This is a genomic window from Alkalibacterium olivapovliticus, from assembly GCF_003003275.1.
Taxonomy (GTDB): domain Bacteria; phylum Bacillota; class Bacilli; order Lactobacillales; family Carnobacteriaceae_A; genus Alkalibacterium; species Alkalibacterium olivapovliticum.
In genome coordinates this window covers 1-22,738 of record NZ_PVTO01000035.1, presented here as the reverse complement: position 1 = coordinate 22,738, position 22,738 = coordinate 1, and the positions used below count along the sequence as shown (strand labels likewise).

Here is a 22,738-nt window from a genome sequence, read left to right as displayed (position 1 = left end):
TATTGAGAGTTAGTGGTAACTTCAATATAACATGAAATTCACATGGCGTTTTTTATATGTTAGCCTGAGTGGCTAACTTCATTATAAAATCCAGCGTTTAACAAAGTTCCCCCTAATTGATAACCTTTTTCTCCAAATCATCATTGTACAATACAAAAAAAGCACAGATCGGAATCTGTGCTTTTTCATTACTTATTCGACTATATTTAAATAGATTTTCGAGGTTATTTTATACACAATACCGTAGATCAGACTGAATACCAGTGAAACGGTAAGCAATGTAGTGACCAATAAGGTATGTGAGACAACACTGAAGAGAGACAGCATCTGATAAAGAATCGGGTAAGCCACTGCTGTGTGCATAACAGCGACGGCAAGTGGCAGTACAAACATCCAGATGACTTGCGAACGGGTCGCTTTCTTGGTCATCTCACTGTCCAGTCCTACTTTCTGCATAGCCTGTATCCTGACTCGGTCTTCATATCCTTCAGAAATTTGTTTGAAATAAGTGATTAATACTGTTCCGATTATAAACAGGAACCCAAGGTAGACACCCAGGAACAAGAACCCACCCGTTATATCATAATAGTTCACTCTAAACACTTCTTTGCTATTGAAAAATGAAAAGGAATCATCAATAGGATCCGCAAAAAACTCATTCATCTCATTGCCATAAGCCAGTTTCTCTTCTCGAGACCCAGTAGTGTTCCAATACACCTCATAGTACAGTTCTTCAACATACTCAGCTTCATAGTCATTAAATTGATTGATTGTGTTCGAAAGTATTTCTTCATCAGGAAAGACAATCACTACAAGGCTCCTACCTTCTCCCTGACTACTTAAGACTTCAGGTGGAGAATCTAAGCGGCTGACTGAGTAGCTGATTCCTTCGATTTTAATAGTGTCTCCTGACAGTACAGGTATACTTTCGTAGTACAGCAGTTCTTCCTGGTTCAGAGTCCTTTCCTGTCCTGTTAAATCATTGTAATCACCGAGTGAGACAAACCGTGTATCAACCATACTCGTTTCGTCATCGTAATTTACTCGACCAGATCTAGTATAAATGAATTCATCGTTTTCGATTTGGTTGTCATATATCGACAGTAGTTTAAACGTCTGGAACTCTTTCATTTCCACAGAACTGGCGGCTGTTCGCTGCTTGATCATTTCATAAATATCATTGACAGTCGTTGCTTCAAATTCTTCCACAGGTGTGTCCTCAATGTTCATGATAGACAAACTATTATCATTTACAAATCCTAATTCTATCATCTGTTCTGCTCCAGAATAAAGGGCAACTGTTGTCGATACTGAGACAAGAACCATAACAGACAGGACACAGATATTTGCCAGTCCTGTCGCATGCTGTTTCATTCGGTAAAGCATACCGGATATCGATATGAATGGTCCTGGCTTGTAGTAGAATGCTGATTTTTTCTTTAGCCATTTCAGGATGATAATAGTCCCGGCATTAAACAAAAGATACGTGCCGATAATAACCAGCAGGACCGCTGCAAAAAAGAGCATAAACGCTTGTATAGGATCGTCGATTGTTAACGAGATCCCGTACCCGCCTCCAAGAGAAAGCAATCCCAATAAAAATAAGATTGGAGAACTCTTAGGTTCTTTTTCCCCGGCGTTTCCACCCTTTAGCAATTCAATCGGATTTGCAAATTGAATGTTCACGATATTGTACAGATACGTCACGAGGAATATCACCGAGAATAACGCAACTGTTAATCCTATAGGAACTAAAGAGATAGAAAATATAAACTCATCGGGTAAAATCAAGATGAAGTTGATGGCGTAAAACGTCAACTGCCCAAGCACTATTCCCATCACGATACCTGTCAGGAGGCTGGCTAGAAATGTCAGAATTGTTTCTGTTCCTATAATCCGGGCAATATGGCGTTTCTCCAGACCCAGTATATTATATAAGCCTATTTCTTTTTTACGGCGTTTCATCAGAAAACTGTTGGCGTAGAAAATAAAAATAAGAGAAAAGACAGCAATCACGCCAGATCCTACTTTAAATAATGGCACGAGTGATTGCTAGCGGGACTCTACAAAGGCATTTGACAGCAGTGAGACAATCATGAAAAACATGGTTACCGTAATAGCAGACGCCACAACGAATGGCAGATAAATCTGTTTATTCGATTTGATATTGGAGACGGCCAGCTTAAACGTCATTTTATGCTTCATGCTGATCACCCCTGTTAAATGCAAACAGCAGCGCTTGAGAGATCCTCTCCATAAAAGCATCCGACGTCTGATCTCCACGGTAGATTTCGTGATAAACTTCGCCGTCACGGATAAAAACGACACGGCCAGAGTAACTTGCTGCACGTGCACTATGCGTGACCATCAGAATCGTCTGATTTAGCTTGTTGATTTCTGAAAACAAAGTCATCAGTGTCTCAGATGCCTTTGAATCCAGTGCACCAGTTGGCTCATCTGCAAGGATAAGCTTGGGTTTAGTGATCAGCGCCCGTGCGACGGCAGCTCTTTGCTTCTGTCCCCCTGATACTTCGTAAGGGTACTGGTTAATGATCTCTTCAATGCCCAAACGAGTGACTAATGGCTGTAATCTTTTTTCCATTTCCGCTATCGGTTTTTGGTCCAGCACTAGCGGCAGGAGGATATTGTCTTTCAGTGAAAAGTTATCCAGCAAGTTAAAATCCTGAAATACAAACCCCAGTTGTTCGCGTCTGAATTTGGACAGTTCTTTTTCTTTGATCGATGTCAGTGAAGTCCCAGCTAAAGTGACTTCCCCTTCAGTCGGTTTGTCGAGTGTCGATAACAGGTTCAGTAAAGTGGTTTTTCCTGACCCGGACTCACCCATAACCGAAACAAATTCGCCTTCTTTGACTGAGAAATTGACGTCTTTTAAAGCAGTGGTTTCTTTGGCACCTGCTCGACCTGAATATATTTTACGAATATGTTTGACTTCTAAAAACGACATAATTAATTGCTCCTTCCCTTTGTTACTCTTATCATACGACAGGTCGCAGGTTGGAGCATTTATCCATTCTTACAATACCCTACTTAACCTTACAAATCTGTAAGGTTGATTTTGATGATCTGTTCAATCGAATAATACAGCGTCTTCACTTGAAAAATCAATGATCGCTTTTGTGCCGACATTTAATTCAGACTCAATATTCAAGATAATATTTAGACGATGTGTGATTTTACGTGAAATGAACAGACCGATGCCCGTTGATTTTTCATGCAGTCGGCCGTTGAGACCTGTGTACCCTTTTTCAAATATTTTCGGGAGATCTGAGGGGCTGATGCCGCTCCCGGTGTCTTCAATAATCAGCTGCTGCCCCCCTCTGCTATAGAGTCTGATTGTTCCCTGCTTAGTGTATTTCAGACTATTAGACAGTAGCTGCTCTATGAGCACTTCGATCCATTTCCGGTCTGATTGCACGACAAGACCTGTTGGTTCAAAATCCAGTTTGATTTTATTATAGATAAATAAAATGGCGTATTTTTTCACGACTGTTTTGAGGATGTTATCTACATCAACTGATTCAATTTCGATTTCCTTACCTGTTTCTTCCAGTTTCAGGTAATTCAATGCCAGATGGATGTAGTCATTCAAGTAAATCAGTTCTTGCTCCAGTTTTTTATGGGCCGCTGTTTTTTCTTTCTGGCTCTGCAGGATCAGACTCATAGCTGAAACAGGTGTCTTGATCTGGTGGATCCATAAGGAAAAGTAATCCATCAAGTCTGATTGTTTCTCCATATCTTTCCGTTTTTTTGACCTCATTTGATCAATCAGCGCAAAATAGTTTGCCTCATAGACCTGACTGATAAACTCATTCGGGGCAGTCTGTTTCTCATGTTCCTGTTCGATCCTTTTGGCTCTCTCGACTTTCTTCATATAAAAATAAGCCTGGATCGCAATAGACAGCATGAACAGCGCAAAGGTGATTTGAAAAGCTGTCCAAAAAATCCGGGACTCCTGATTTGTCAGGAAATAGACGACCCCAAAAATCATAGAATGCAGAACAAATAAAGCAATCTGAGGGCGGAGCGTTTTTAAAAAGCCTTTTACTAAGATCCATTTCTCACTACGCTTGTTATCCGACTCCATAACCGGCTCCTTTTTTAGTTCTGATAATGTCTCCTTTACCCAGTTCCTTTAATTTTTTTCTCAGCCTTGAGATATTGACTGCCAGTGTATTATCATCTATGAATGATTCACTTTCCCACAACTTCGTTATGATTTCATCTCTGGATACAAAGCTGCCTTTATTACGGAAAAGAACGTCCAAGATCTGCGTTTCGTTTTTTGTCAAATCGACTGTGTCATCACCGTAAGACAAAGTCGATTCATTCGGTTTTAAAATGACATCTTCGGCAGATAAATAATGATCACTTTCGGCATAATCGTACGTCCGTCTAAGAAGTGCCTGTACTTTTGCAATGACGACAGTCAGACTGAAAGGCTTCTGGATGAAGTCATCTGCTCCCATCTGGATGGCCATGATCATATCCATCTCATCTGTACGGGAAGAAATGAAAATAATAGGGACCCCTGATCGTTTTCTGATTTCCTGAGTCCAGTGATAACCGTTAAATGAAGGTAAATTGATGTCCATCAAAATAAGCTGGGGCTGTTCTTCAGCAAACCTTTCTAATACCTGCTGAAATTCCGTCACTATATGGGCTTCATACTGCCATTTTTCCAGTTCCTCTTTTAAAGCAGTCGCTATTGTCTGGTCATCTTCTACTATCATAATTTTAAACACACTGATCGCCTCTTTATCTTAGAATAACATGCTTGTCTGAGTACTGTTCTTTCATTATACTGTTAGCCTCATGCTGTAACAAGCGAGTATTCCTCACATGCATGATAACTATGATGTCTCTTGTTCACTATTTTAAACCACGTTACTGTATTATCTACACATACGCTCAATGAACAAGCTGGTTAGAACTGAAAATGGGGACGAATTAAATGAATAGGGTATAGAAATGATGACATCACTAAAAACTGCTCTATATTATCATTTTAGAGGCAACTCATATCCATATTTAATTAAGTTGAACCCAATCGACCCGACTAAATGCAACTCAAATCTTGAGGCATGTTGACCTGAAGGTAGTCACCCGCACTATATTCAAGTCACCTTTGACTCTATTTTCAGCTGCATCTAATCTGCCTGACTAAGTGCAGCTGAAAATAGACTTAGATTTGACTTAAATCTAAAAACGATTTAAGATCCAACTCAGAATAGGATACAGCTTAGGTTGACTATTAAATCGTCCAGAAAGATATTAATCATCCTGTTATCTGAATGGTCTATGCTATTTTTTTAAAATAGCTTCCTTTTACGTTCTTCGACTGGTTGATAGATGAAAAATCGCAAAGCCTCATGCTTTACAGCTGTAAAAAAAGGATCATCCTCAGTTGAGAACGATCCTTTCATTAATTTACTCTAAAATAGCAAGCCGTTATGTCATAGAGACTTCAAACTGTTCCTTAATTTTTCTGCTTATGCTTTGTTTAACCTCATTGTGTGCAAAGGAATGGCTAATGGCTGTAAGATTCAGGTCTCTTATTTCCTGATAGGTCAGCTGCCAGTGTTCGATACACAACATGAATTCATCTGTCAGTGTCGTGTTTGATACTGTCCGGTTATCTGTGTTGATGCTTACTGGAATGCCTGCATCTATAAAGCGTCTTAATGGATACGCATCCCATCCACTGACTGCTCGGGTTTGAATGTTGCTGGTGGGGCACATTTCTAGAAGCACGTTGTTTTCTTTAACTTTGCGGATGGCTTCAGCGTCATCTTTTACCGCAACACCGTGGCCGATACGTTTCGCCCCTAGGTGCATTGCAGTTAAGACGCTATTGGCACAGCCACATTCGCCAGAATGAAGCGTAATCTGCATCCCTAGTTCATTAGCTTCCGAGACTGATTCAGTCACACACTCATTAGGGTATTTGGCTTCGTCCCCGGCAATATCAATGCCTGCAACAACCGCTTCCCCTATTTCATATACATCTTTGAATAGTTGTGTGTTTTCTTCTTCTGAGTACTGACGCAGAGCACATACCAGCAGGTTAACGGTGATTGGAAACTCATCGGTTGCTTTCTTAACGCCTCTATAAACTGCTTGAATGACATCTTTAGACTTCAATCCTTCCGCCTGGTGAAGGAGCGGTCCAAAACGCAACTCCATATAGACGACGTTCTCTTTATTGGCTTCTTTGACTACTGCATAGGCTGCTTTTTCAAGATTTTCAGCTGTTTGCAGGACTGAAAGAATCACATCGAAACAGGACAAATAATCCCTCAGGTCTTCGCAGTCTTTCGGAGCAACTGCTTCTTTCATAATGTCCTTTGGCAAGCCTTTTTCTTCAGCCAGCTCCATCAAAACGGGCATCGGAACGGACCCGTCCAAATGACAGTGCAGCTCTACTTTAGGTAATTTATGTACGTCTTCTCTATTCATCTCATCACTCCTCATTTAATTCTCTCTTTTATATCACAAAGCTGACGATAATTTTACTGACAAGCATATCAGAATCTGACTAGTAATAAAAGGCTTTTTGACAATGTCTTGCAGACAGCTAATCTAATTTTACTGCTCATCAACTCTATTGTGAAAGTGTTGAGATAACCTGTATAATTCTTTTTATCTAGAGTAGTATTGCTAAGTAGGTAGTGTCAAACTATAGGCTGAATTCCTTAGCACTATTCAGTTAAATCTTTTAGAAGAGGAGACTTCACATCATTTATATAGAAACAGAACGGTTACTGCTTCGTGACTGGAAGGAATCTGACATCGACATGTTTAGTCAAATGAATAAAGATAGTGATGTGATGGCTTATTTCCCCAAAACACTGACAGAAAAGGAAACACTCAATTTATATACTAAAATACAGACCGAATTTGATCAATTTGGATATGGCTTGTATGCTGTTGAGTTGAAATCAACTGGAGAATTTATTGGGTTCACCGGATTTCACTGGGCGACGTTTGAGTCTTCTTTCACTCCGTGTATTGAAATCGGATGGAGACTGAAAAAGGAAAGCTGGGGGAAAGGCTACGCTACTGAAGGCGCGATGGCTTGTTTAAATGTTGGTTTCACTCAATTGAATTTTGATAAGATTATTAGTTTTACCGCCGCTATTAATGATCCTTCCAGGAGAGTCATGGAAAAAATAGGATTGACCTATGTGAAAAACTTCGATTTTCCTGGAATAGACAATAAACACTTGATAAATCATGTTCTATTCAGTCTTGATAGACAATCGTATACTGATAACTAGGAAGAACTGCATGTGAATTAGACACCCAGCATCCCATATACAGTGCTCTTTAAATCTTAACGTGCTCATTTTTCTTTACTCTTGTAAGATTACGGAGATCATTCAAACCCATTAACCCATTCATCAGTATGGGCAAACTCAGTGCCCCTATCAATTCTATAATATGAAAAGAACCTAAAGAACAAATGATAAACATTCCTATTAAAAAAAGACTATTGATACCTGAATAAACGTAGAATAGATGGGGTGAGCTCCCTTTATATTTGAATGAGAAAAATAAAATTAAACCTATTCCTATAATCGTCGTCACAAACCCTATCATTTCTCTCATGTCGTTTACTTGCTGCATTTCAAGATAAGTTCTTTCACTTATAGAAGATGACGTTCCAAATCTTTCTATGTAAGCATTCATTTTAAAAAGGCGATGTAGCTCCAGACTTAAAAAAATTGTATTCATTAATATAATGACACCTGAAAACCCATAAAGTAATGGCTTGCTGAAATTTTTCATATTATCCCCTTTCTTTGGGAGCATTTGTGTAATCTCCTATTCCAATCTATCCATTTATCCTAACACATCTTATTCATTTAATAAAAACTAATATTATATAGTTGTATACTATGTGCTGCACCTGTGCTATTATTTCCTCAGGAGGGATAAAACATGAGACTTTTAACTATTGCTGAAAGCATGCCAGTTGAACAAAGTTCCCGTCATGTGTTCGCTGCTTTGCTTGATTATTTTTTCTATTTTCTGCAGATTGTTCACTACTGGGCTCCTATTATTCTGTTGCTGTTCATAGCCGTCACCGTTTGGCGCATTTATTTAATTCAAGAAGACATACTGATGAGTCAGACCAAAAACGATAAAGATACATAACTACATTTTCATTATAGCTAAAAAAGCTTGTTCTTCATTGAAGAGACAAGCTTTTTTGGCTATCTGATATCAGTCCTCATTTTTTCCCTGAGGGTAGAGCTGTTCCAATAGCGACTCCTATTGCAATACCAATCCCAATCCCCAGTGCCAAATTGTCAATGAGTAATCCAAATGCTGATCCAAGCGCAATGCCGATCCCAATTCCAGCTCCTATACTGCCTTCAGTCTTCTCTTCTTTATTCTCATTAGGCTCTACAGCAGGCTTCTTTTTTTCTTCATTCATGTGTGTGCACATCCTTTAACTATAGGCTATCAAAAATGTCCTTCAGTTCAAAATATAAAGGAAGGTTCATTAAAAAAACTCTACCTTAAACTGGATCTGCATTTAAGCAGATAGTCCACTTTCAGGTAGAGTATTTTTGAATTTTAGTTTATTTTGATAAGAAACTCATATGAAATGTCAAGTGTTCTTCAATAAATGTTGAAATCGTATAGTAGCTGTGGTCGTGTCCCTCCTGCATACGAAGAGTCACAGGATAATCCATTTCTTCTGCGGCTTCCATAAATAGTTTCGGTTTCAGTTCCTTGTTGAAGAACGGATCCGCATCTCCCTGATCGATCAGGATCGGGAGCTGTTTTCCAGAGTGCTGCTTCAGCAGTTCCAGTGCATCCCACTGAGCCCACGCCTCTTTATGCTCACCTAAATAGTTTGTGAAAGCTTTGACTCCCCATGGCACCTGACTTGGATTGACGATCGGTGCAAAGGCTGTGATTGATTTAAACCGATTGGGATTTTTTAGTCCTAAAACCAGTGCACCGTGACCGCCCATTGAGTGACCTGAAATAAATTCAGGACCAGTCAGATCAAATTCGCTGCGAACGAGTTCAGTCAATTCTTCAAGAATGTAGTCGTACATTCTATAATGAGAAGCCCATGGCTCTTCGGTAGCATTAACGTAAAACCCAGCTCCCTGACCAAGATCATAGTCTTCTGAATCAGCAATGTCTTCGCCTCTTGGACTGGTATCCGGCATAATCATTGCGATGCCCAGGCGGGATGCTGCTTTCTGTGCTCCCGCTTTATGAGTGAAATTGTCATCCGTACATGTTAGACCTGACAGCCACCATAACAAAGGCGGCTCTGGGAATTTTTCTTTATCCGGTAAAAACAAGCTGAATGTCATCGGACAATCTACTACTTTAGAGTAATGACGATACTTATACTGCACCCCATCAAAACTGCGGTGTTCTTCTAGACGTTCTAATGCTGACACGCTGTTTCCTCCTCAATGAGTCTGATTCAGTTTAGTAAGATAAAACGGTACGGATAGACTCGCCTTTATGCAGCAAATCAAATGCGTCGTTTATCTCTTCAAATTTAAGGTTATGTGTAATGAACGAATCCAAATCGATTTCACCATCCATATAGTTCAATACCATTCCAGGTAGTTCTGTTTTCCCTTTTACTCCACCAAATGCAGAGCCGCGCCATACACGACCAGTCACCAGTTGGAATGGGCGTGTGCTGATTTCTTTTCCTGCACCTGCTACGCCAAGGATTATACTTTCGCCCCAGCCTTTGTGACAGCATTCTAGTGCAGAACGCATAACGTCAACGTTTCCGATACATTCAAAACTGTAATCCACTCCACCATCTGTCATCTCGACAATGACTTCCTGAATCGGACGATCATGTTCTTTAGGGTTCACAAACTCGGTTGCACCCATTTTTTCAGCTAATGGCCATTTGTCTGGGTTGATATCGATCGCAATAATGCGTTCCGCTTTCGCTTTGACCAGTCCTTGAATAGCAGCCAGACCAATTGCACCAAGTCCGAATACCGCAACGACTGCACCTTCCTCAACTTTAGCCGTATTTTTAACAGCACCCATACCGGTTGTCACGCCGCATCCTAGCAGGCATACTTTATCTAGTGGTGCCTCTTCATCTACTTTCACCAGGTTAACATCATTCACTACTGTGTATTCGCTGAATGTGCTGGTTCCCATGTAGTGATAAATCGGCTCTCCGTTGTATGAAAAACGAGTGGTTCCATCTGTCATAACGCCTTTTCCCTGCGTCTCACGCACTGAACTGCACAGATTTGTTTTACCAGACAGACAAAATTTACATTTTCCGCATTCTGCTGTGTATAGTGGGATAACATGATCGCCAGGTTTGAAAGAGGTCACGCCTTCTCCGACAGATTCAACAATTCCGCCACCTTCATGGCCCAATACAGCTGGAAAAACACCTTCCGGGTCTTCCCCAGATAAGGTAAAGGCGTCTGTATGACAAACGGATGTATTGATTATCTTAACGCGAACCTCATTTTTTTTAGGTTCATCCACATCAATCTCTACAATTTTTAATGGTTCATTTGGTCCAAATGCTACTGCTGCTTTACTTTTCATCTTTATTCCTACCTTCTAATAGACTATTTTTTCTCAGTATTTCCATTATACAACGAACAACTGGAGAATACTGTTCTGATGGTCTACTGTGATGTTACATGCTCCCTTTTAAAAAAAGACTCATCTATTGTTCACAGTTTTCCTCTAATGTCATTGTATGGGATAACAACTAAAATGTTAATACTGACATATTTGTCACCATGAGGTATACTCAATCTTTGAGAAGGGATTGAAACTAATGATTAGTCATAAAGATAAAGAATTTCACACTACTAAAGATTTGGCGCTGTCTGTTATAGGTGGACGGTGGAAGATTGCCCTCGTCTGGGCATTACTCCAGAATTTTCCGTTAAGATTAAATGAATTGCAGAAACTCTTTCCTGATATCAATCAGCGTATGCTGATTAGACAGTTGAGAGAACTGGAAGAGGACCTTATTATCGAACGAACAGTTTATCCGGTTGTCCCGCCCAAAGTCGATTATAAACTGACTGAGATTGGCTATAGTTTAGAACCGGTGGTCACTGCCATTTGTACCTGGGGAGACAGTTATCATGACGTCCTGGGGTCCGATTCTTAGATACTATAAATAAAGAGCCTTAACAGTCATAGTGAAATCTTAGCTGTTAAGGCTCTTTTACTCCATTTATTTAACTATTTAAATTGTCTGAACCTACAAGGCTAAATTGATCCAGCCTATTCTATTACATCCGCAATAGTTAGAACAAGCTCTTTTTCACTGTATTCAGGTAAATTCTGACCCAGTTTTAGTAACTGAGGATTCTTGTTATGATGATCGATCGCTTCCTGATTTTCCCAAGTTTCTACCATAACAAATCTATTAGGTGCTTCCATGGATTCATACAAATGATACTCTATGCATCCTTTTCCAGTCTTGTGGATCCAATCAGGTCTTTTATATCTGTAAAAACGCTTCTCGCTTTTCTTCTTTTATAAAAAATGTGGCATTGATTATTTTCCTGTGTGTCATCCTCTCTTATCACTAATGTATCAAGAATGACTATCTCTACAGATTAACTATACCCTTTTTAGTTTGTTATAGCTAATATGCCTTCTACTCTATCCAGCTGATAGCCAACTATTCCGGCACTTTCCATTTCTGATTTTTATCCCCTAATGGGTATTTCCTTAATAGCAATAGCCCGAAAATAAAAGCAGTCACTTCCATATAGACAAACGTAAGCCAGATTCCTTCATCTCCAAATATCAGTGGTAGAATCAGGAGACCGACTATAGGGCCCACAAACGATCTATATACTGTCAGTAAAATAGACCGATACGGATCATTTATAGCTGTATAGTACGTCGGCAGCACTATATTGAATCCAACGAAAACAAGAGAGACAGCGGCGTAATTAATAACTTCTACCGATAAGGCATTGACTGCCACTTCGGTAACAAATAGTCGAGAAATTTCTTCCCCGAATAAAAATGCGGCTCCTGCCAACAATGCGCCGATCATAACGCTGACGTAAATCGCCCATTTTCTAACTAAATGAACTCGGTCATACTGATAGGCGCCAAAATTATAACTCCAGATGCTTTGATTGCCTTCTCCTATTCCATAACCCAGTGCTCTCGCAAATTCCATTAACTGCATCACAACTGCGAAAGCAGCGATTCCCATAGCGCCTATTCTTCTAAGAATAACGACATTAAATACAACACCTATTATTGCCATTGTAATACTCGTTAAAAATTCAGAAAATCCATTGTAAAAAATTCTCTGAATATCTCTTAAGCGGAAAACGGGTTTTCTAAACGACCAGTCAGAGGTCCAAATCAGAACACCCAGACAGATGAGGAAAGGAGCTACTTGAGATAAGCCTGTGGCCATTGCAGCCCCTCTCATTCCTAACTCGTAATACACTATGAACATGTAGTCTAACCCAACGTTCAATAGCGCTCCAAAAAACATGACCCCTGTGACTAACAATGGTTTCCCATCTAACTTCAGAAAGAAGCCAACTACAAAGTTCATTAAAAAGAAAGGCACGAAAAAGCTTGTATACCTGGCATACTCAATTGCAAACGCACCTGTTTCACTGGTTAGTGACAACAAACTCATTAATAGTGGTGCAGCCAAAAATAAAATAATGGCTCCCACAACTCCCGAAATGAGCGTCAATGCCATCGTCACGTTATAGATGTTATTACTGTTCTCTTTGTTTCCTGCCCCTTTTTCGATTCCTGCCAGAGTGATGCCACCAATACCGATCATCATGGCAATCCCTCCAAGAAAGATGATAACAGGCATGACCAAAGTGATTGCAGATAATCCTTCTGCACCGATGAATCTTCCTACAAACACTGAGTCTACAAAATATGCTGCCGTTTGTACGACCAGCATAAATACAGAGGGGATTGTATAATACCAGAATAATTTACTAATACTACTTTTTCCTAAATCTACTTTTTGTTTCGTTAACACTTCTTTCACCTGTCCATTCATTTTAAAATACCTTTTGCTGTGTAAGCATATAAGTACTATACTAAACATTGAACTAGGTTTAATGTCAAGAAGAGGATAGGTGATTCTTTTGAGAAAATTATTAACTATTGGAGAAGTAGCCAATTTATTGCAATTAACTACCTCTCAGATTCGTTTTTACGAGAAGAAAGGCCTTCTGAAACCACACCACAAAGATATAAATGGGTATCGCCTTTATTCTTACACTGAAATCGATAGTCTTGAATTCATTACTACTTTAAGGAATACCGGCGTCTCGATTCCAGAAATCAAAGAATTTATGGATCGGAAAGCAGATTATAATTTAATTGACATACTGGACAATACAACTGATAAGATAAAGCTGGAAATTAAAAAGTTAACAAGTCAAATTGATACTTTAAACAATTTAAAGAAACACCTGGTCCATAATTTATCTTCTTCTTCAGAAGTCATCCATTGTTCTGAACGCATACTTTATGTTATTGATGAGGACATGACTGTAGACAGGCAAGAAAAAGACGTTTACGATTTTGTAAGCAAGTATTCAATTGACTATCGATACCATGAGCAGCAGTTTCTGACTGTGTTGATCGGAGATACTCAAAAGCTTTGTCTATTTTCTCAAGATAAAAATGCAGGATTAGAGCAATTAAATACGTATACTTTGGAAGAAGGTTATTACTACACTTGTAACACTGAAATAGGGAACTATACAAAATTAAAAAAAGCTCATGCCCATATCATTGAGCAATGCATTAAAGCAGGATACACCCCGATAGGCGAAGCCATAACCATTGAGGACATCAACACCTTACTTCTTTCAAAACAATCCATTCATTTAACGGTGCAAATTAGAATTAAACAGTCACTAGATATAAATGAAAAATAACTATTCAGAAATATCTAGTGTTTTTTTGCCTAATGCTCATCATTACCTTTTCACTTAATTAGCTGTGTCAGTTCAATCATGCGGTCCACTGATTCGTCAAGGTATTGAATCGTATCCTGAAGCGGTTTGTCAGTCGTTATATCAACACCGGCGGCCTTAGCTGCATCGACAGGAACTTTTTGTCCGCCCATAGCAAGAAAATCTACCCATCCAGTCGCATCCATCTCACCAGTTCTTATATTTAAGAAGGCTTGAGTGGCAATAGTTAGTCCAGCAGAGTATGTGTAAGGATACAGTCCCATATAATAGTGGCTCTGTCTCATCCAAGTCAATTCTGCACCTTCTTCAAGTTCGACGGAATCGCCCCAGAAGTCTTCCAGCACACGTCGTTTCAATTCACCTAATTTTGCTGCATCAAAACTCTTGCCTGCATCAATAAGTCTGTACACTTCTCTTTGATAAGCTGCTTCAAGTAAGTGTGTAACGAAATTATGAAAGTAAGTTTGAGAAATCATTAAAGAGATAACATTACGTTCCATTCGCGGATCTTCTGCCTTGTTTCTCAAATGATCCGTCAGTAACAGTTCATTGAATGTTGACGGTGCCTCAATCAAGTATAAAGAGGGATCCGAACCGGTCAGTGTATTCTTTTCATTTGATAATAGCCCTTGACCCGCATGCCCTAGTTCGTGGAACAGTGTATAAGCATCCGCAAGCTGCCCGGACCAGTTCACCAATATAAATGGCTGTTTTCCGTAAGTAGGCGAACAGAAGGCGCCTGATTCTTTTCCTTTATTCTGGGCAAAGTCGATCCATCTTTCCGGAAATGCTCGATTGATTAAGTTGACGTAGTCTGTTCCTAAAACACTTAATGCATCATCCAGCATCCCCTTGAACTCTTCTATGCTCACTGACGCAGTATATTCAGGATCCAAGTCGATTTTCAAATCAGCATAGGTCATTTTGTCCAGACCATTTACCCCTTTTAAATGTGTAATATATTTGCGCATGACCGGTGCAAAGTCTGACATAATCGTATCGATCTGGCGATTATACAGTTCCTGACTCACTTCCTGATCCGCAAGCAAATAGTCAAAGACTGAGTCAAACCCTCGCATAGTCGCCAGTGTTTTTTCTTTTTGAACCTGATTGTAATAGGCGGTTGCAATACTGTTCTTATATTGACCCAGTACTTTGTTAAATTGGTCATAAGCAGCTCGTCGAACGGCCTTATCCTCATGATACATATACGTTTCTTCGTAGAGCACAAAACTTAACGGATAAACCGTTCCGTTCACTTCAAAACTGCCAAAATCTGCATCTGCCAACCTTGCCTGTTCAAAAATGTCTGAAAATGAATCAAGAACGGGGTTCAGCATAGCTAATGTCTCTTCAGCTTTGGGGTGCAATCTGTTTTTCTTGGCTGTTTTAACTAGTCGTATAAAGGGTTTAAATTCCGGAGCCTCTTCACTGACTTTGTCTAAAACAGATTCATCTAAATCCTCCATCTGGGAATGGAAAAAACTGAGTTTGGCGTTGACGCCTGCCAAAACGTTCGAGACATACCGGGACTCTTCCTGCGCTTGACTGTCGGTGATGTCCACCGTTACAGGCAGGAATTTGTATTGAGATATATGCGACGCCACCGCACTGATTTTTTCATAGTCTTTAATAGCCTCTATAACCTTGCTTGAACGATTCAGCTTGCCGTCATACTGATTTACAAATCCCTCAACATCTTTCAAAAGGTCTGTTAATGCCTGACTGTATTCGTTCTCCGTATTAAAAATAGCAGATAAATCCCATTTCAGTTCTTCTTTTACAGATGATCGATGCTGTAGCTGATCTTCCACTGTCTTCATCCTCTCGTAATTAGCCTGTTTGACCTTAAACTTCTTTAAAGGTCCAGACCATTTGACCGTATTATACCACGACTCATGCGATCCTATAGAGTGTAATTGGCTTACCCTTTAAATTGAATAATTAAATGCCTCTCCCTGAAAAGATAAAAAGCTTCAGAGAAAGGCATTTGTTTTTATATTAGGTTGTTATTTATTTGAATGTAGTCAACTGTTCTGCGTCTAATCGAACGGATTGGTAGCCTGTTTCTACAGCTTTACCCACTGATAAAATCATGACAGGGACATAGCGATCTTTGTCCAGTCCGAATGTTTCAGCTAACTGGTCTGCTTCGAATCCACCGATCGGATTGGTATCATACCCGCGGCTGCGCGCTACCAGCATAAACTGCATAGCTGCTAAACTGGAATCGATTTTGACCACGTCATTCATTTCCTGTTTGCTTAAGTTTTTATAATAAGGGATGATGGCTGCCAGTTGTTCATCTCTCACTTCTGGAGACATTTTACCCGCCTCTACAGCTTGGGCATATATTTCTTCTCCGTATCTGTAGCATTCCATGTCTCCAAAGATCAGAATCATGGCAGATGATGTATTGTTTTGTCTTGTGTTGAATCGGATCAGCGGTTTCAGTCTTGCTTTTTCTGCTTCACTTTCAACCACCACAAAACGCCAAGGCTGCATGTTAACTGAGGAAGGGGCTTTGGTAGATTCCTGAATCATCTCAAGCATCTCTTTGTGAGAAATTTTGACCGATTCATCATACACACGAATAGATTTTCTGTTTAGTGCTATTTCTGCAAAATCGTTAGTCATTCTATACCCTCTTTTGGTTTGATTAGTTTACTTAATAAGTCGGACAATTGCTCTTCTTCCATTTCTGTGAGGGCACTGTTTAAAGGATACTGAGACTTTTCGTGATCTTTTCCACATTTCGCTAAGTACTCTTTCGCTTTCTCAGTCATTTCGACAAAGACTTCCCTGTTGTTGTCCTTGTTTCTTTCACGTACAACGTACCCATCATCTTCAAGAATTTTTAAATGTCTGGTGACCGCAGCTCGATCGATCATTAGTTCAGATTGTATAGTTGTTTGAGAGCATTTGCCTTTCTCATTCAAAACCATCATCAGTTCATATCTTGTTAAGCTGAACCCGGTTTCTTTTTCAAACTTAGCAATCATTTCCTGATTCACTACTTTAATCTGATAAAGTAATTGACTCACACCTCTAAGACTCACTTTCATCCCCCTACTTCTAATAGTTGACTCATCAATTGTTGACTTGTCAACACTGCCTGATTTTTCTCTTTTTGTAAAGGAGACTGCTTTGTTTTTTGTTTTATTTCTCAGGTGTTTTCTTAATTAACAGATAGTAGCCTATAAAAAAGCACAGTGTATGTTATAACGATGCCTAAATATCAGACACTACTGGTTAAACTTTCCGGCATTATTATATTAGACTGTGCTTTTATAACAATTAGTTGTAATGTATTTTAAACATAATTACTGATAATACTGAGCCTGTGCAGACCAGAGCTCCTGATACTTCCCTTCTTCTTTAACAAGATTGCTGTGACTCCCTCTTTGAATAATTTCTCCTTTATCAAACACCAGTATTTCATCACAAAATTTTGAACTGGATAATCTATGGGAGATATAAAAGGCTGTTTTGTCTTCGACCAGATTATCAAAGTTCTGATAGATCTCAAATTCCGTTAGTGGGTCCAAAGCTGCAGTCGGTTCATCCAATATCATTATAGGGGCATCTTTGTATAATGAACGAGCTATAGCCAGTTTCTGTTCTTGACCACCGGAAATATTGACACCCGAATCATCGAATTCCGTTCCTAAGAATGTATCTAATTGATTCGGAAGATTTCTGACAAATCCACCTAGTCCTACTTTGTCTAATGTTGTCATTACTCTATCATTATCATAGGTCGGACTGACTGAAACATTCTGACCAAGTGAAAACCCAACTAAATGATAATCCTGGAAGACGACACCAAATAAATTGAAGTATTCTCGTAAGTCATATTTCTTAGAATCGATTTTATTCATCTTGATTCTACCCTCTGTAGGTTCATACAATCGAGTCAGCAGTTTGATGAAGGTTGTTTTTCCAGAACCATTTTCTCCGACAATCGCATACTTCTTGCCTACTTCGAAGGTTTCAGTAATGTTTTTCAACACCAGTTCTTCAGAACCTGGATATGCAAAGGAAAGATCTTTAATATCAAACGTATATTCATTGTCCAGTCTTTTCTCTACAGGTAAACTTCCGACTACCTCTTCGTCAGGTAAATCCATGAACTCATAATATTCTTCTAATTCATCTGGAGACGAAATCATCATCATGCCATGCTGTATTACATCTGGTAAAGCTGATACCATCTGACTGAGCGCACTTGATAGTTGAATAATTAGTGCAATTGGGAGAGCGCCAAGTAAAACTAGTATTCCAATATACGCATAAGTGAAGTAAGTCATCACTTGAAATAAACCGGTAGTGGGTAATGTCAATGCTCTGAAGTACTTATAGTTTTTAGCCAGCAGCTTTCTAGTATGCACTGAATCATCTTCTAAATTTTTAATCATTTTTTCTGTCAAATTATATAGTCGCATTTCCTTGCCAGACTTAAAGTCTTGAAGTATACCATTTTCGTAGAAAAAGATAGCATTAGATTCCTTTAATTCTGCAAAAAATGTCAATAAACTTTCTCCAGATTTTTTAGACGAATTTATTTGAATCCATACACTTATTCCTATTAGAAAAAGAAAGAGACTAATTATAAGCGCCGGATGCAGCCACCAAAACCCATCCGGAAGCAGATTCGTATTAATTGAAAACAGGGGGGATAACAATATAATGCCCCAAACAATACTAACCACTCCCCGTGTCATTTCTTTTATTCTTACATTAATTATATGAAGTGAGGACTGAGTACTCATCATGTTTCTGTTGATAATTTCCAGTTTTTCTCTCACTTCTGAACTTTCTGCATAATGATAATGCATGGTTAGCATCTTTTTATTGGGCTCAGCAAATAGTTTTCTTAAAAGCAATGAATCTTCGTTGTTCACTAAGGGCTCTAACCAGCCAGCTATTAACTGCAAGATTAGAAGAATACTTAGATACTGGACGACTAGGTTTGGAATATCACTCATATTATTTCTTGTCAAAGCGTCCACGATCAATGTCATGTATATGAAACCAATAAAAGGTAAGCTAAAACGTGCTAGGGATTGGGTAAAAAATAAGATATAGAATTTTTTACCCAATATAAACAAATCCTTAAACGCTCTTTTATACACTGTTAACTTATCCATTAAATGATCCCTCCTGTCATAACTGGTTCGTCTTTCACTATTTCCTCTTTGTCATGTCTATAGTAATACGCCTGGGCTTCATAAAGTTTGAAATAATCTTTTTGGTCAGCTATCAACTCTTCATGCGTCCCCACTTCAGATATTTTTCCATTTTTAATATAGATAAGTCGATCACAAAACCGTGTCGATGATAAACGATGAGATATAAAAATGGATAGTTTATCTTTAGAAAATTGGAAGTAATCTTGATATATTTGATGTTCTGCTATGGGATCCAGGGCAGCTGTCGGCTCATCAAGCAATAGAACAGGGGCATCTTTATATAAAGCTTGGGCTAGTTTTAACTTTTGTAACTGCCCACCAGACAAATTAACTCCATCCGGGTAAACGGCTCGAACGATTTTGGTTTCATCTTTCGATTCAAATGTTGATATAAATTCATTCATCCCAGTAAGTTTAAGAATATGTTGATATTTTACTTCATCAAAGGGTAATCCTTGGATAATGGTCTCTTTAATAGAGTATGTCAGTAAAAACTTTTCCTGAAAAACTGGTGCAAACAAAGAATAGTAGTCTGAAATGTTAAAATCACTCTGAGCTACGCCATTAATGTAAATCTCTCCGCTGTCCGGTTTAAGTAAACCAGCTATTAAGTTGGTCAGTGTCGATTTTCCAGCTCCATTTTCACCAACAATAGCTAAATTTTCATATGCCTTAATCGTTAATGAAATATTTTCTAAGGTCGGCTGATCGTTATTCGGATAAGTGTATGACACATTTCTTAATTCAATAGATAAGGGTTCTTCAGGTAAAATATGCCCTTCATCGTGGTTAAATAGCTGTTTTTGAGACATGAACTCATCATACTTCTTCGTCTCATTTAAACTGGTATTCAATTTACCTACAGAAGTGACAAAGGTAATAATCGTTTGAGCTAAAATTGTAACGGAGCCAGCGAAAACGACGAAACTGGATACCGGAATCGCTCCAGCGGCTATCAATTGGACACTTCTAATATAAGATAAAGCAGAAATGCCAATTATCCCAATATTGACTATTATACTTTCTGTCCATGTCAGCTTAACTTTTGGTTTCAAAATATCATGATAAGATTCAATCGTTTTGTCTTCTACTTTTTTGAACCAGTCTTTCATTTGAAAAATTCTTACATCTTTTGTAATACGCGATTCGCCATAAACTTTTTTTAAATAGCGTAGCTTTTGAGAATTTGCTGCTTTCGCTTGAAATAAATTTTTGTCCATCTTTACTTGCAAAACATTGAAAAATACGACAATAAGTAGGAATATCCCCACTACAACAAGAAAAAGAGATTCCAGCTGACTTAGGATGTTGATGTATAAGATTACACCTAAGAAAGAACTACAAAGCTCAATTATTTCTGTAACCAAACGACCAAAGAGTGTCATATTGTTATCTGTCAGTTCACTGGCGTTGTTGTATTTTTCCTGCGCCTCTTTCCCCATAATCAACGGATAATCCAGTTTTAAATATCTCTTCTGGATTTTATTTCTCATAAAGTCTCTAAAATGGTTCATATTTTCTTCCTGATAAAGCATAAAGTAATAGTTTGCCATTTGAGCAATGCCAATCAAGATGACAAATCCGAGCAACCTTATTAAATAATCCTGAATAGCTATTCCGTCTAACAACCATTGAATAACAAAAGCCGATAGTAACAATTGCAACAAGGGCAAAGCTACACTAGTGACTGTTGCTAAAATAATGACTATAAAAACAGTTGGTTTAAACTCATATAATTCCTTTAGTAAAATGTTTATCTGTTTTCCTTTTTCTTTCATTTCCATCACCTCATCGTTAGCTTACCTAAAAAAATACACTTCATTATCAGAAGTGTATGAATGGTCGTATTTTTGTTACGAGTGGTTTTTTAGTGGCAAAGTGACTTCTGTCGCAAAGATTCCGTCTTCCCATTTACGGTTTACTATCCCCTGATATTTATCTACCGCCTGATCGATACGTGACAGACCGTAGCCTCTTTTGTTTACTCTTTTCAAAGATAAGAACGAGGGTTTTGGATTCTCAGCCATTGTGTTGGTTACACTAATATACAATGTTCCTTTCATCGGTGCTACATATAAACGAATAAACTGTTCTTCCCCTGACTTAGCTTCCCTTGAGGTGGCTTCGATTGCATTGTTTAAGAGATTCCCCAATATTACCGCCAAATCTACGTGCTGGACTGTCAGCTCTTTTGGTGCAATGGCTGTAGCATATAATTCTATCCCTTTGTTTTTAGCAGACGTCAACTTTGTATTCACTATCGCATCGATCATGGTATTGCCTGTTTGTATAATAGTATCCACCTGGTTAAGTTCATTACTCAATTGTTTTATGTATGCATCAAGCTCTTCAAAACGCCGATCTCCCATCAAGGTATTCATTACCTGCAGATGATTACGGTAATCATGCCTGATTCCTCTCATCTGGCTGTAAATCGTTTCAACTTCTACTGCATACTGGTCCAGTTCCTGTTCCTGTATCTTATAGAAATTGATTGTTTTGTTTTGTTTAAACACTATAATCGTAAAGATAAAACACAAACAGAATATTGCTGCTAGCCAGATCCAGTTAGTCATTATAGAACACCGCCCGTTTATTATATTCCACAAATTTCGATTGAATGTCTTTGGCCAGTCGTCTGGATACTGGAATACTATCTCCACTCGATAACTCAGCATCTGCTTTCAGCAGGCGATTGATATGTTTAACATTTACCAAATAACTTCTATGTGTTTGAACGAAATCGTTATTCAGCTTCTCAGAGAGCTCTCTTAACGTCTGATTAACGGTTACTGTCTGATGAACTAAATGAATATCGCATTCTCGTTTATTCACTTCAACATATACTATGTCATCCATTGCTGTTTTCAAGATACCTTCAGTAGTGTCTAAAGTAATCGTCTCCTTTGTTAAGGGCAACTTGTCCAGATGACGCTGAAGAACCCTCGCAATTTTATCTCCTTCGATAGGCTTCAGGAGATAGTCCATAGCCTGGACTTCATATCCCTGAACTGCATATTCCGCGAAAGCTGTCGCAAACACGACGGTCATCTCCAGACCTAATTCTCTGATTTTCTTCGCTACTTCAAGGCCGTCTACCTGTTTCATCTCGATGTCCAGAAAAACGATATCCAGCTCCGGATGGTCTTCCACTTCAAACAAAAATGCTTCCCCACTGGAAAAAGTAGTCATTTGCACAGTTTGGTTTATCTTTTCAGCTGCCTGATGAATCAGTGAGGTCATCGTATCGACTTGAATAGCTTCATCATCGACTATTGCTATCTGAATTGGTTTGATCACTTTGGTCCCTCCAATCTAGTTCATCCGCTTGGTATCTTCTTTTTATTTTACCATACTGTATGCCTTGAAATTTGCTCATTTAGTTTGAAAAATAGTAGTCTATCATATTTTCTGTTATGTTATACTTTTTATATTAAGTTATCTTATCCAGAAATATTCGTAAATTTCAAGTTTAAGTTAGCCACTTAGTTAACAAATTTTTCTAGGTTAATAATCACTTGTTTAATTGGTAGTGGAACACATTCATCATCA

Annotated in this window: 22 protein-coding genes and 1 pseudogene; 4 read left to right on the top strand and 19 right to left on the bottom strand. The window is 38.7% G+C overall.

Annotated features, from left to right (window positions below):
- Nucleotides 1–192: 192 nt before the first annotated feature.
- The 6 genes from CLV38_RS12285 to add all read right to left on the bottom strand — a co-directional run bounded on the left by CLV38_RS12285 (nucleotide 193) and on the right by add (nucleotide 6,477).
- Complete coding sequence (locus tag CLV38_RS12285) at nucleotides 193–2,043, bottom strand: FtsX-like permease family protein (RefSeq protein ID WP_106196067.1); 1,851 nt, start codon at nucleotides 2,041–2,043, stop codon at nucleotides 193–195.
- A 9-nt stretch (nucleotides 2,044–2,052) separates the two neighbouring features.
- The gene (locus CLV38_RS13780; RefSeq protein WP_170068904.1) at nucleotides 2,053–2,205 is read right to left on the bottom strand and encodes a hypothetical protein; all 153 of its coding nucleotides are present in this window, start codon (nucleotides 2,203–2,205) and stop codon (nucleotides 2,053–2,055) included.
- Entirely contained in the window at nucleotides 2,195–2,965 is a 771-nt protein-coding gene (locus CLV38_RS12280) for an ABC transporter ATP-binding protein (protein ID WP_106196065.1), read from the bottom strand. The genes CLV38_RS13780 and CLV38_RS12280 overlap by 11 nt, the downstream gene beginning before the upstream one ends.
- A gap of 123 nt (nucleotides 2,966–3,088) precedes the next feature.
- Nucleotides 3,089–4,105 carry a sensor histidine kinase gene (locus CLV38_RS12275; RefSeq protein ID WP_106196062.1) on the bottom strand — a complete coding sequence of 339 codons (1,017 nt, stop codon included), beginning with the start codon at nucleotides 4,103–4,105 and terminating at the stop codon, nucleotides 3,089–3,091.
- Entirely contained in the window at nucleotides 4,092–4,763 is a 672-nt protein-coding gene (locus CLV38_RS12270; RefSeq protein ID WP_281260063.1) for a response regulator transcription factor, read from the bottom strand. Before CLV38_RS12270 ends, CLV38_RS12275 begins: the two co-directional genes overlap by 14 nt.
- A gap of 706 nt (nucleotides 4,764–5,469) precedes the next feature.
- A complete protein-coding gene (add, locus tag CLV38_RS12265; RefSeq protein ID WP_106196059.1) occupies nucleotides 5,470–6,477 on the bottom strand; it encodes an adenosine deaminase in 1,008 nt (335 codons plus the stop codon).
- Between the two features lie 278 nt (nucleotides 6,478–6,755).
- On the opposite strand from add, the gene CLV38_RS12260 reads away from it, so the two are divergent.
- Nucleotides 6,756–7,298, top strand: coding sequence for a GNAT family N-acetyltransferase (locus CLV38_RS12260; protein WP_106196056.1), 543 nt, complete (start codon nucleotides 6,756–6,758; stop codon nucleotides 7,296–7,298).
- 49 nt (nucleotides 7,299–7,347) lie between these two features.
- Here CLV38_RS12260 and CLV38_RS12255 read toward each other — a convergent pair whose 3' ends face one another.
- The gene (locus CLV38_RS12255) at nucleotides 7,348–7,833 is read right to left on the bottom strand and encodes a hypothetical protein (RefSeq protein WP_106196054.1); all 486 of its coding nucleotides are present in this window, start codon (nucleotides 7,831–7,833) and stop codon (nucleotides 7,348–7,350) included.
- 129 nt (nucleotides 7,834–7,962) lie between these two features.
- Between CLV38_RS12255 and CLV38_RS12250 the strand changes: the two genes are divergently transcribed.
- Complete coding sequence (locus CLV38_RS12250; RefSeq protein ID WP_106196051.1) at nucleotides 7,963–8,178, top strand: hypothetical protein; 216 nt, start codon at nucleotides 7,963–7,965, stop codon at nucleotides 8,176–8,178.
- Between the two features lie 76 nt (nucleotides 8,179–8,254).
- On the opposite strand, the gene CLV38_RS12245 is transcribed toward CLV38_RS12250, so the two are convergent.
- From CLV38_RS12245 to CLV38_RS12235, 3 genes are all read right to left on the bottom strand, one after another.
- A complete protein-coding gene (locus CLV38_RS12245) occupies nucleotides 8,255–8,461 on the bottom strand; it encodes a glycine zipper domain-containing protein (protein WP_170068903.1) in 207 nt (68 codons plus the stop codon).
- Nucleotides 8,462–8,609: 148 nt separating this feature from the next.
- A complete protein-coding gene (gene fghA, locus CLV38_RS12240) occupies nucleotides 8,610–9,452 on the bottom strand; it encodes an S-formylglutathione hydrolase (RefSeq protein ID WP_106196048.1) in 843 nt (280 codons plus the stop codon).
- A gap of 31 nt (nucleotides 9,453–9,483) precedes the next feature.
- On the bottom strand, nucleotides 9,484–10,593 hold the full coding sequence (locus tag CLV38_RS12235; protein WP_106196045.1) for an S-(hydroxymethyl)glutathione dehydrogenase/class III alcohol dehydrogenase: 1,110 nt from the start codon (nucleotides 10,591–10,593) through the stop codon (nucleotides 9,484–9,486).
- A 238-nt stretch (nucleotides 10,594–10,831) separates the two neighbouring features.
- On the opposite strand from CLV38_RS12235, the gene CLV38_RS12230 reads away from it, so the two are divergent.
- Nucleotides 10,832–11,173 (top strand): winged helix-turn-helix transcriptional regulator, encoded by a 342-nt coding sequence (locus CLV38_RS12230; protein ID WP_106196043.1) that lies wholly within the window; start codon nucleotides 10,832–10,834, stop codon nucleotides 11,171–11,173.
- 116 nt (nucleotides 11,174–11,289) lie between these two features.
- Here the strand turns inward: CLV38_RS12230 and CLV38_RS14250 are convergent.
- Together CLV38_RS14250 and CLV38_RS12220 are read right to left on the bottom strand one after the other, a co-directional pair.
- A pseudogene (locus tag CLV38_RS14250) lies at nucleotides 11,290–11,584 on the bottom strand (putative quinol monooxygenase).
- Nucleotides 11,585–11,692: 108 nt separating this feature from the next.
- A complete protein-coding gene (locus CLV38_RS12220) occupies nucleotides 11,693–13,045 on the bottom strand; it encodes an MATE family efflux transporter (protein WP_170068902.1) in 1,353 nt (450 codons plus the stop codon).
- A gap of 109 nt (nucleotides 13,046–13,154) precedes the next feature.
- Between CLV38_RS12220 and CLV38_RS12215 the strand changes: the two genes are divergently transcribed.
- Nucleotides 13,155–13,955, top strand: a complete 801-nt coding sequence (locus CLV38_RS12215) for a helix-turn-helix domain-containing protein (protein WP_170068901.1) — start codon at nucleotides 13,155–13,157, stop codon at nucleotides 13,953–13,955.
- A 50-nt stretch (nucleotides 13,956–14,005) separates the two neighbouring features.
- On the opposite strand, the gene pepF is transcribed toward CLV38_RS12215, so the two are convergent.
- From pepF to CLV38_RS12180, 7 genes are all read right to left on the bottom strand, one after another.
- The gene (gene pepF, locus CLV38_RS12210) at nucleotides 14,006–15,817 is read right to left on the bottom strand and encodes an oligoendopeptidase F (protein WP_245920592.1); all 1,812 of its coding nucleotides are present in this window, start codon (nucleotides 15,815–15,817) and stop codon (nucleotides 14,006–14,008) included.
- A gap of 190 nt (nucleotides 15,818–16,007) precedes the next feature.
- Nucleotides 16,008–16,631 carry a nitroreductase family protein gene (locus CLV38_RS12205; protein WP_106196032.1) on the bottom strand — a complete coding sequence of 208 codons (624 nt, stop codon included), beginning with the start codon at nucleotides 16,629–16,631 and terminating at the stop codon, nucleotides 16,008–16,010.
- The gene (locus CLV38_RS12200) at nucleotides 16,628–17,053 is read right to left on the bottom strand and encodes a MarR family winged helix-turn-helix transcriptional regulator (protein WP_106196030.1); all 426 of its coding nucleotides are present in this window, start codon (nucleotides 17,051–17,053) and stop codon (nucleotides 16,628–16,630) included. Before CLV38_RS12200 ends, CLV38_RS12205 begins: the two co-directional genes overlap by 4 nt.
- A 264-nt stretch (nucleotides 17,054–17,317) precedes the next feature.
- Nucleotides 17,318–19,144, bottom strand: a complete 1,827-nt coding sequence (locus CLV38_RS12195; protein ID WP_106196028.1) for an ABC transporter ATP-binding protein — start codon at nucleotides 19,142–19,144, stop codon at nucleotides 17,318–17,320.
- On the bottom strand, nucleotides 19,144–20,964 hold the full coding sequence (locus tag CLV38_RS12190; RefSeq protein ID WP_170068900.1) for an ABC transporter ATP-binding protein: 1,821 nt from the start codon (nucleotides 20,962–20,964) through the stop codon (nucleotides 19,144–19,146). Before CLV38_RS12190 ends, CLV38_RS12195 begins: the two co-directional genes overlap by 1 nt.
- 75 nt (nucleotides 20,965–21,039) lie before the next feature.
- Complete coding sequence (locus CLV38_RS12185) at nucleotides 21,040–21,762, bottom strand: sensor histidine kinase (RefSeq protein WP_170068899.1); 723 nt, start codon at nucleotides 21,760–21,762, stop codon at nucleotides 21,040–21,042.
- Nucleotides 21,755–22,486 carry a LytR/AlgR family response regulator transcription factor gene (locus CLV38_RS12180; protein ID WP_106196020.1) on the bottom strand — a complete coding sequence of 244 codons (732 nt, stop codon included), beginning with the start codon at nucleotides 22,484–22,486 and terminating at the stop codon, nucleotides 21,755–21,757. The genes CLV38_RS12185 and CLV38_RS12180 overlap by 8 nt, the downstream gene beginning before the upstream one ends.
- Nucleotides 22,487–22,738 lie beyond the last annotated feature (252 nt).

What these genes read in the sequence shown, in the direction of transcription:
- CLV38_RS12255 (WP_106196054.1), bottom strand. Translation starts at nt 7,833, where the DNA reads ATGCTCCCAAAGAAAGGGGATAATATGAAAAATTTCAGCAAGCCATTA.
- CLV38_RS12250 (WP_106196051.1), top strand. Translation starts at nt 7,963, where the DNA reads ATGAGACTTTTAACTATTGCTGAAAGCATGCCAGTTGAACAAAGTTCC.
- add (WP_106196059.1), bottom strand. Translation starts at nt 6,477, where the DNA reads ATGAATAGAGAAGACGTACATAAATTACCTAAAGTAGAGCTGCACTGT.
- CLV38_RS13780 (WP_170068904.1), bottom strand. Translation starts at nt 2,205, where the DNA reads ATGAAGCATAAAATGACGTTTAAGCTGGCCGTCTCCAATATCAAATCG.
- CLV38_RS12205 (WP_106196032.1), bottom strand. Translation starts at nt 16,631, where the DNA reads ATGACTAACGATTTTGCAGAAATAGCACTAAACAGAAAATCTATTCGT.
- CLV38_RS12185 (WP_170068899.1), bottom strand. Translation starts at nt 21,762, where the DNA reads ATGACTAACTGGATCTGGCTAGCAGCAATATTCTGTTTGTGTTTTATC.
- CLV38_RS12195 (WP_106196028.1), bottom strand. Translation starts at nt 19,144, where the DNA reads ATGGATAAGTTAACAGTGTATAAAAGAGCGTTTAAGGATTTGTTTATA.
- CLV38_RS12275 (WP_106196062.1), bottom strand. Translation starts at nt 4,105, where the DNA reads ATGGAGTCGGATAACAAGCGTAGTGAGAAATGGATCTTAGTAAAAGGC.
- CLV38_RS12280 (WP_106196065.1), bottom strand. Translation starts at nt 2,965, where the DNA reads ATGTCGTTTTTAGAAGTCAAACATATTCGTAAAATATATTCAGGTCGA.
- CLV38_RS12230 (WP_106196043.1), top strand. Translation starts at nt 10,832, where the DNA reads ATGATTAGTCATAAAGATAAAGAATTTCACACTACTAAAGATTTGGCG.
- CLV38_RS12245 (WP_170068903.1), bottom strand. Translation starts at nt 8,461, where the DNA reads ATGAATGAAGAAAAAAAGAAGCCTGCTGTAGAGCCTAATGAGAATAAA.
- pepF (WP_245920592.1), bottom strand. Translation starts at nt 15,817, where the DNA reads ATGAAGACAGTGGAAGATCAGCTACAGCATCGATCATCTGTAAAAGAA.
- CLV38_RS12190 (WP_170068900.1), bottom strand. Translation starts at nt 20,964, where the DNA reads ATGAAAGAAAAAGGAAAACAGATAAACATTTTACTAAAGGAATTATAT.
- CLV38_RS12235 (WP_106196045.1), bottom strand. Translation starts at nt 10,593, where the DNA reads ATGAAAAGTAAAGCAGCAGTAGCATTTGGACCAAATGAACCATTAAAA.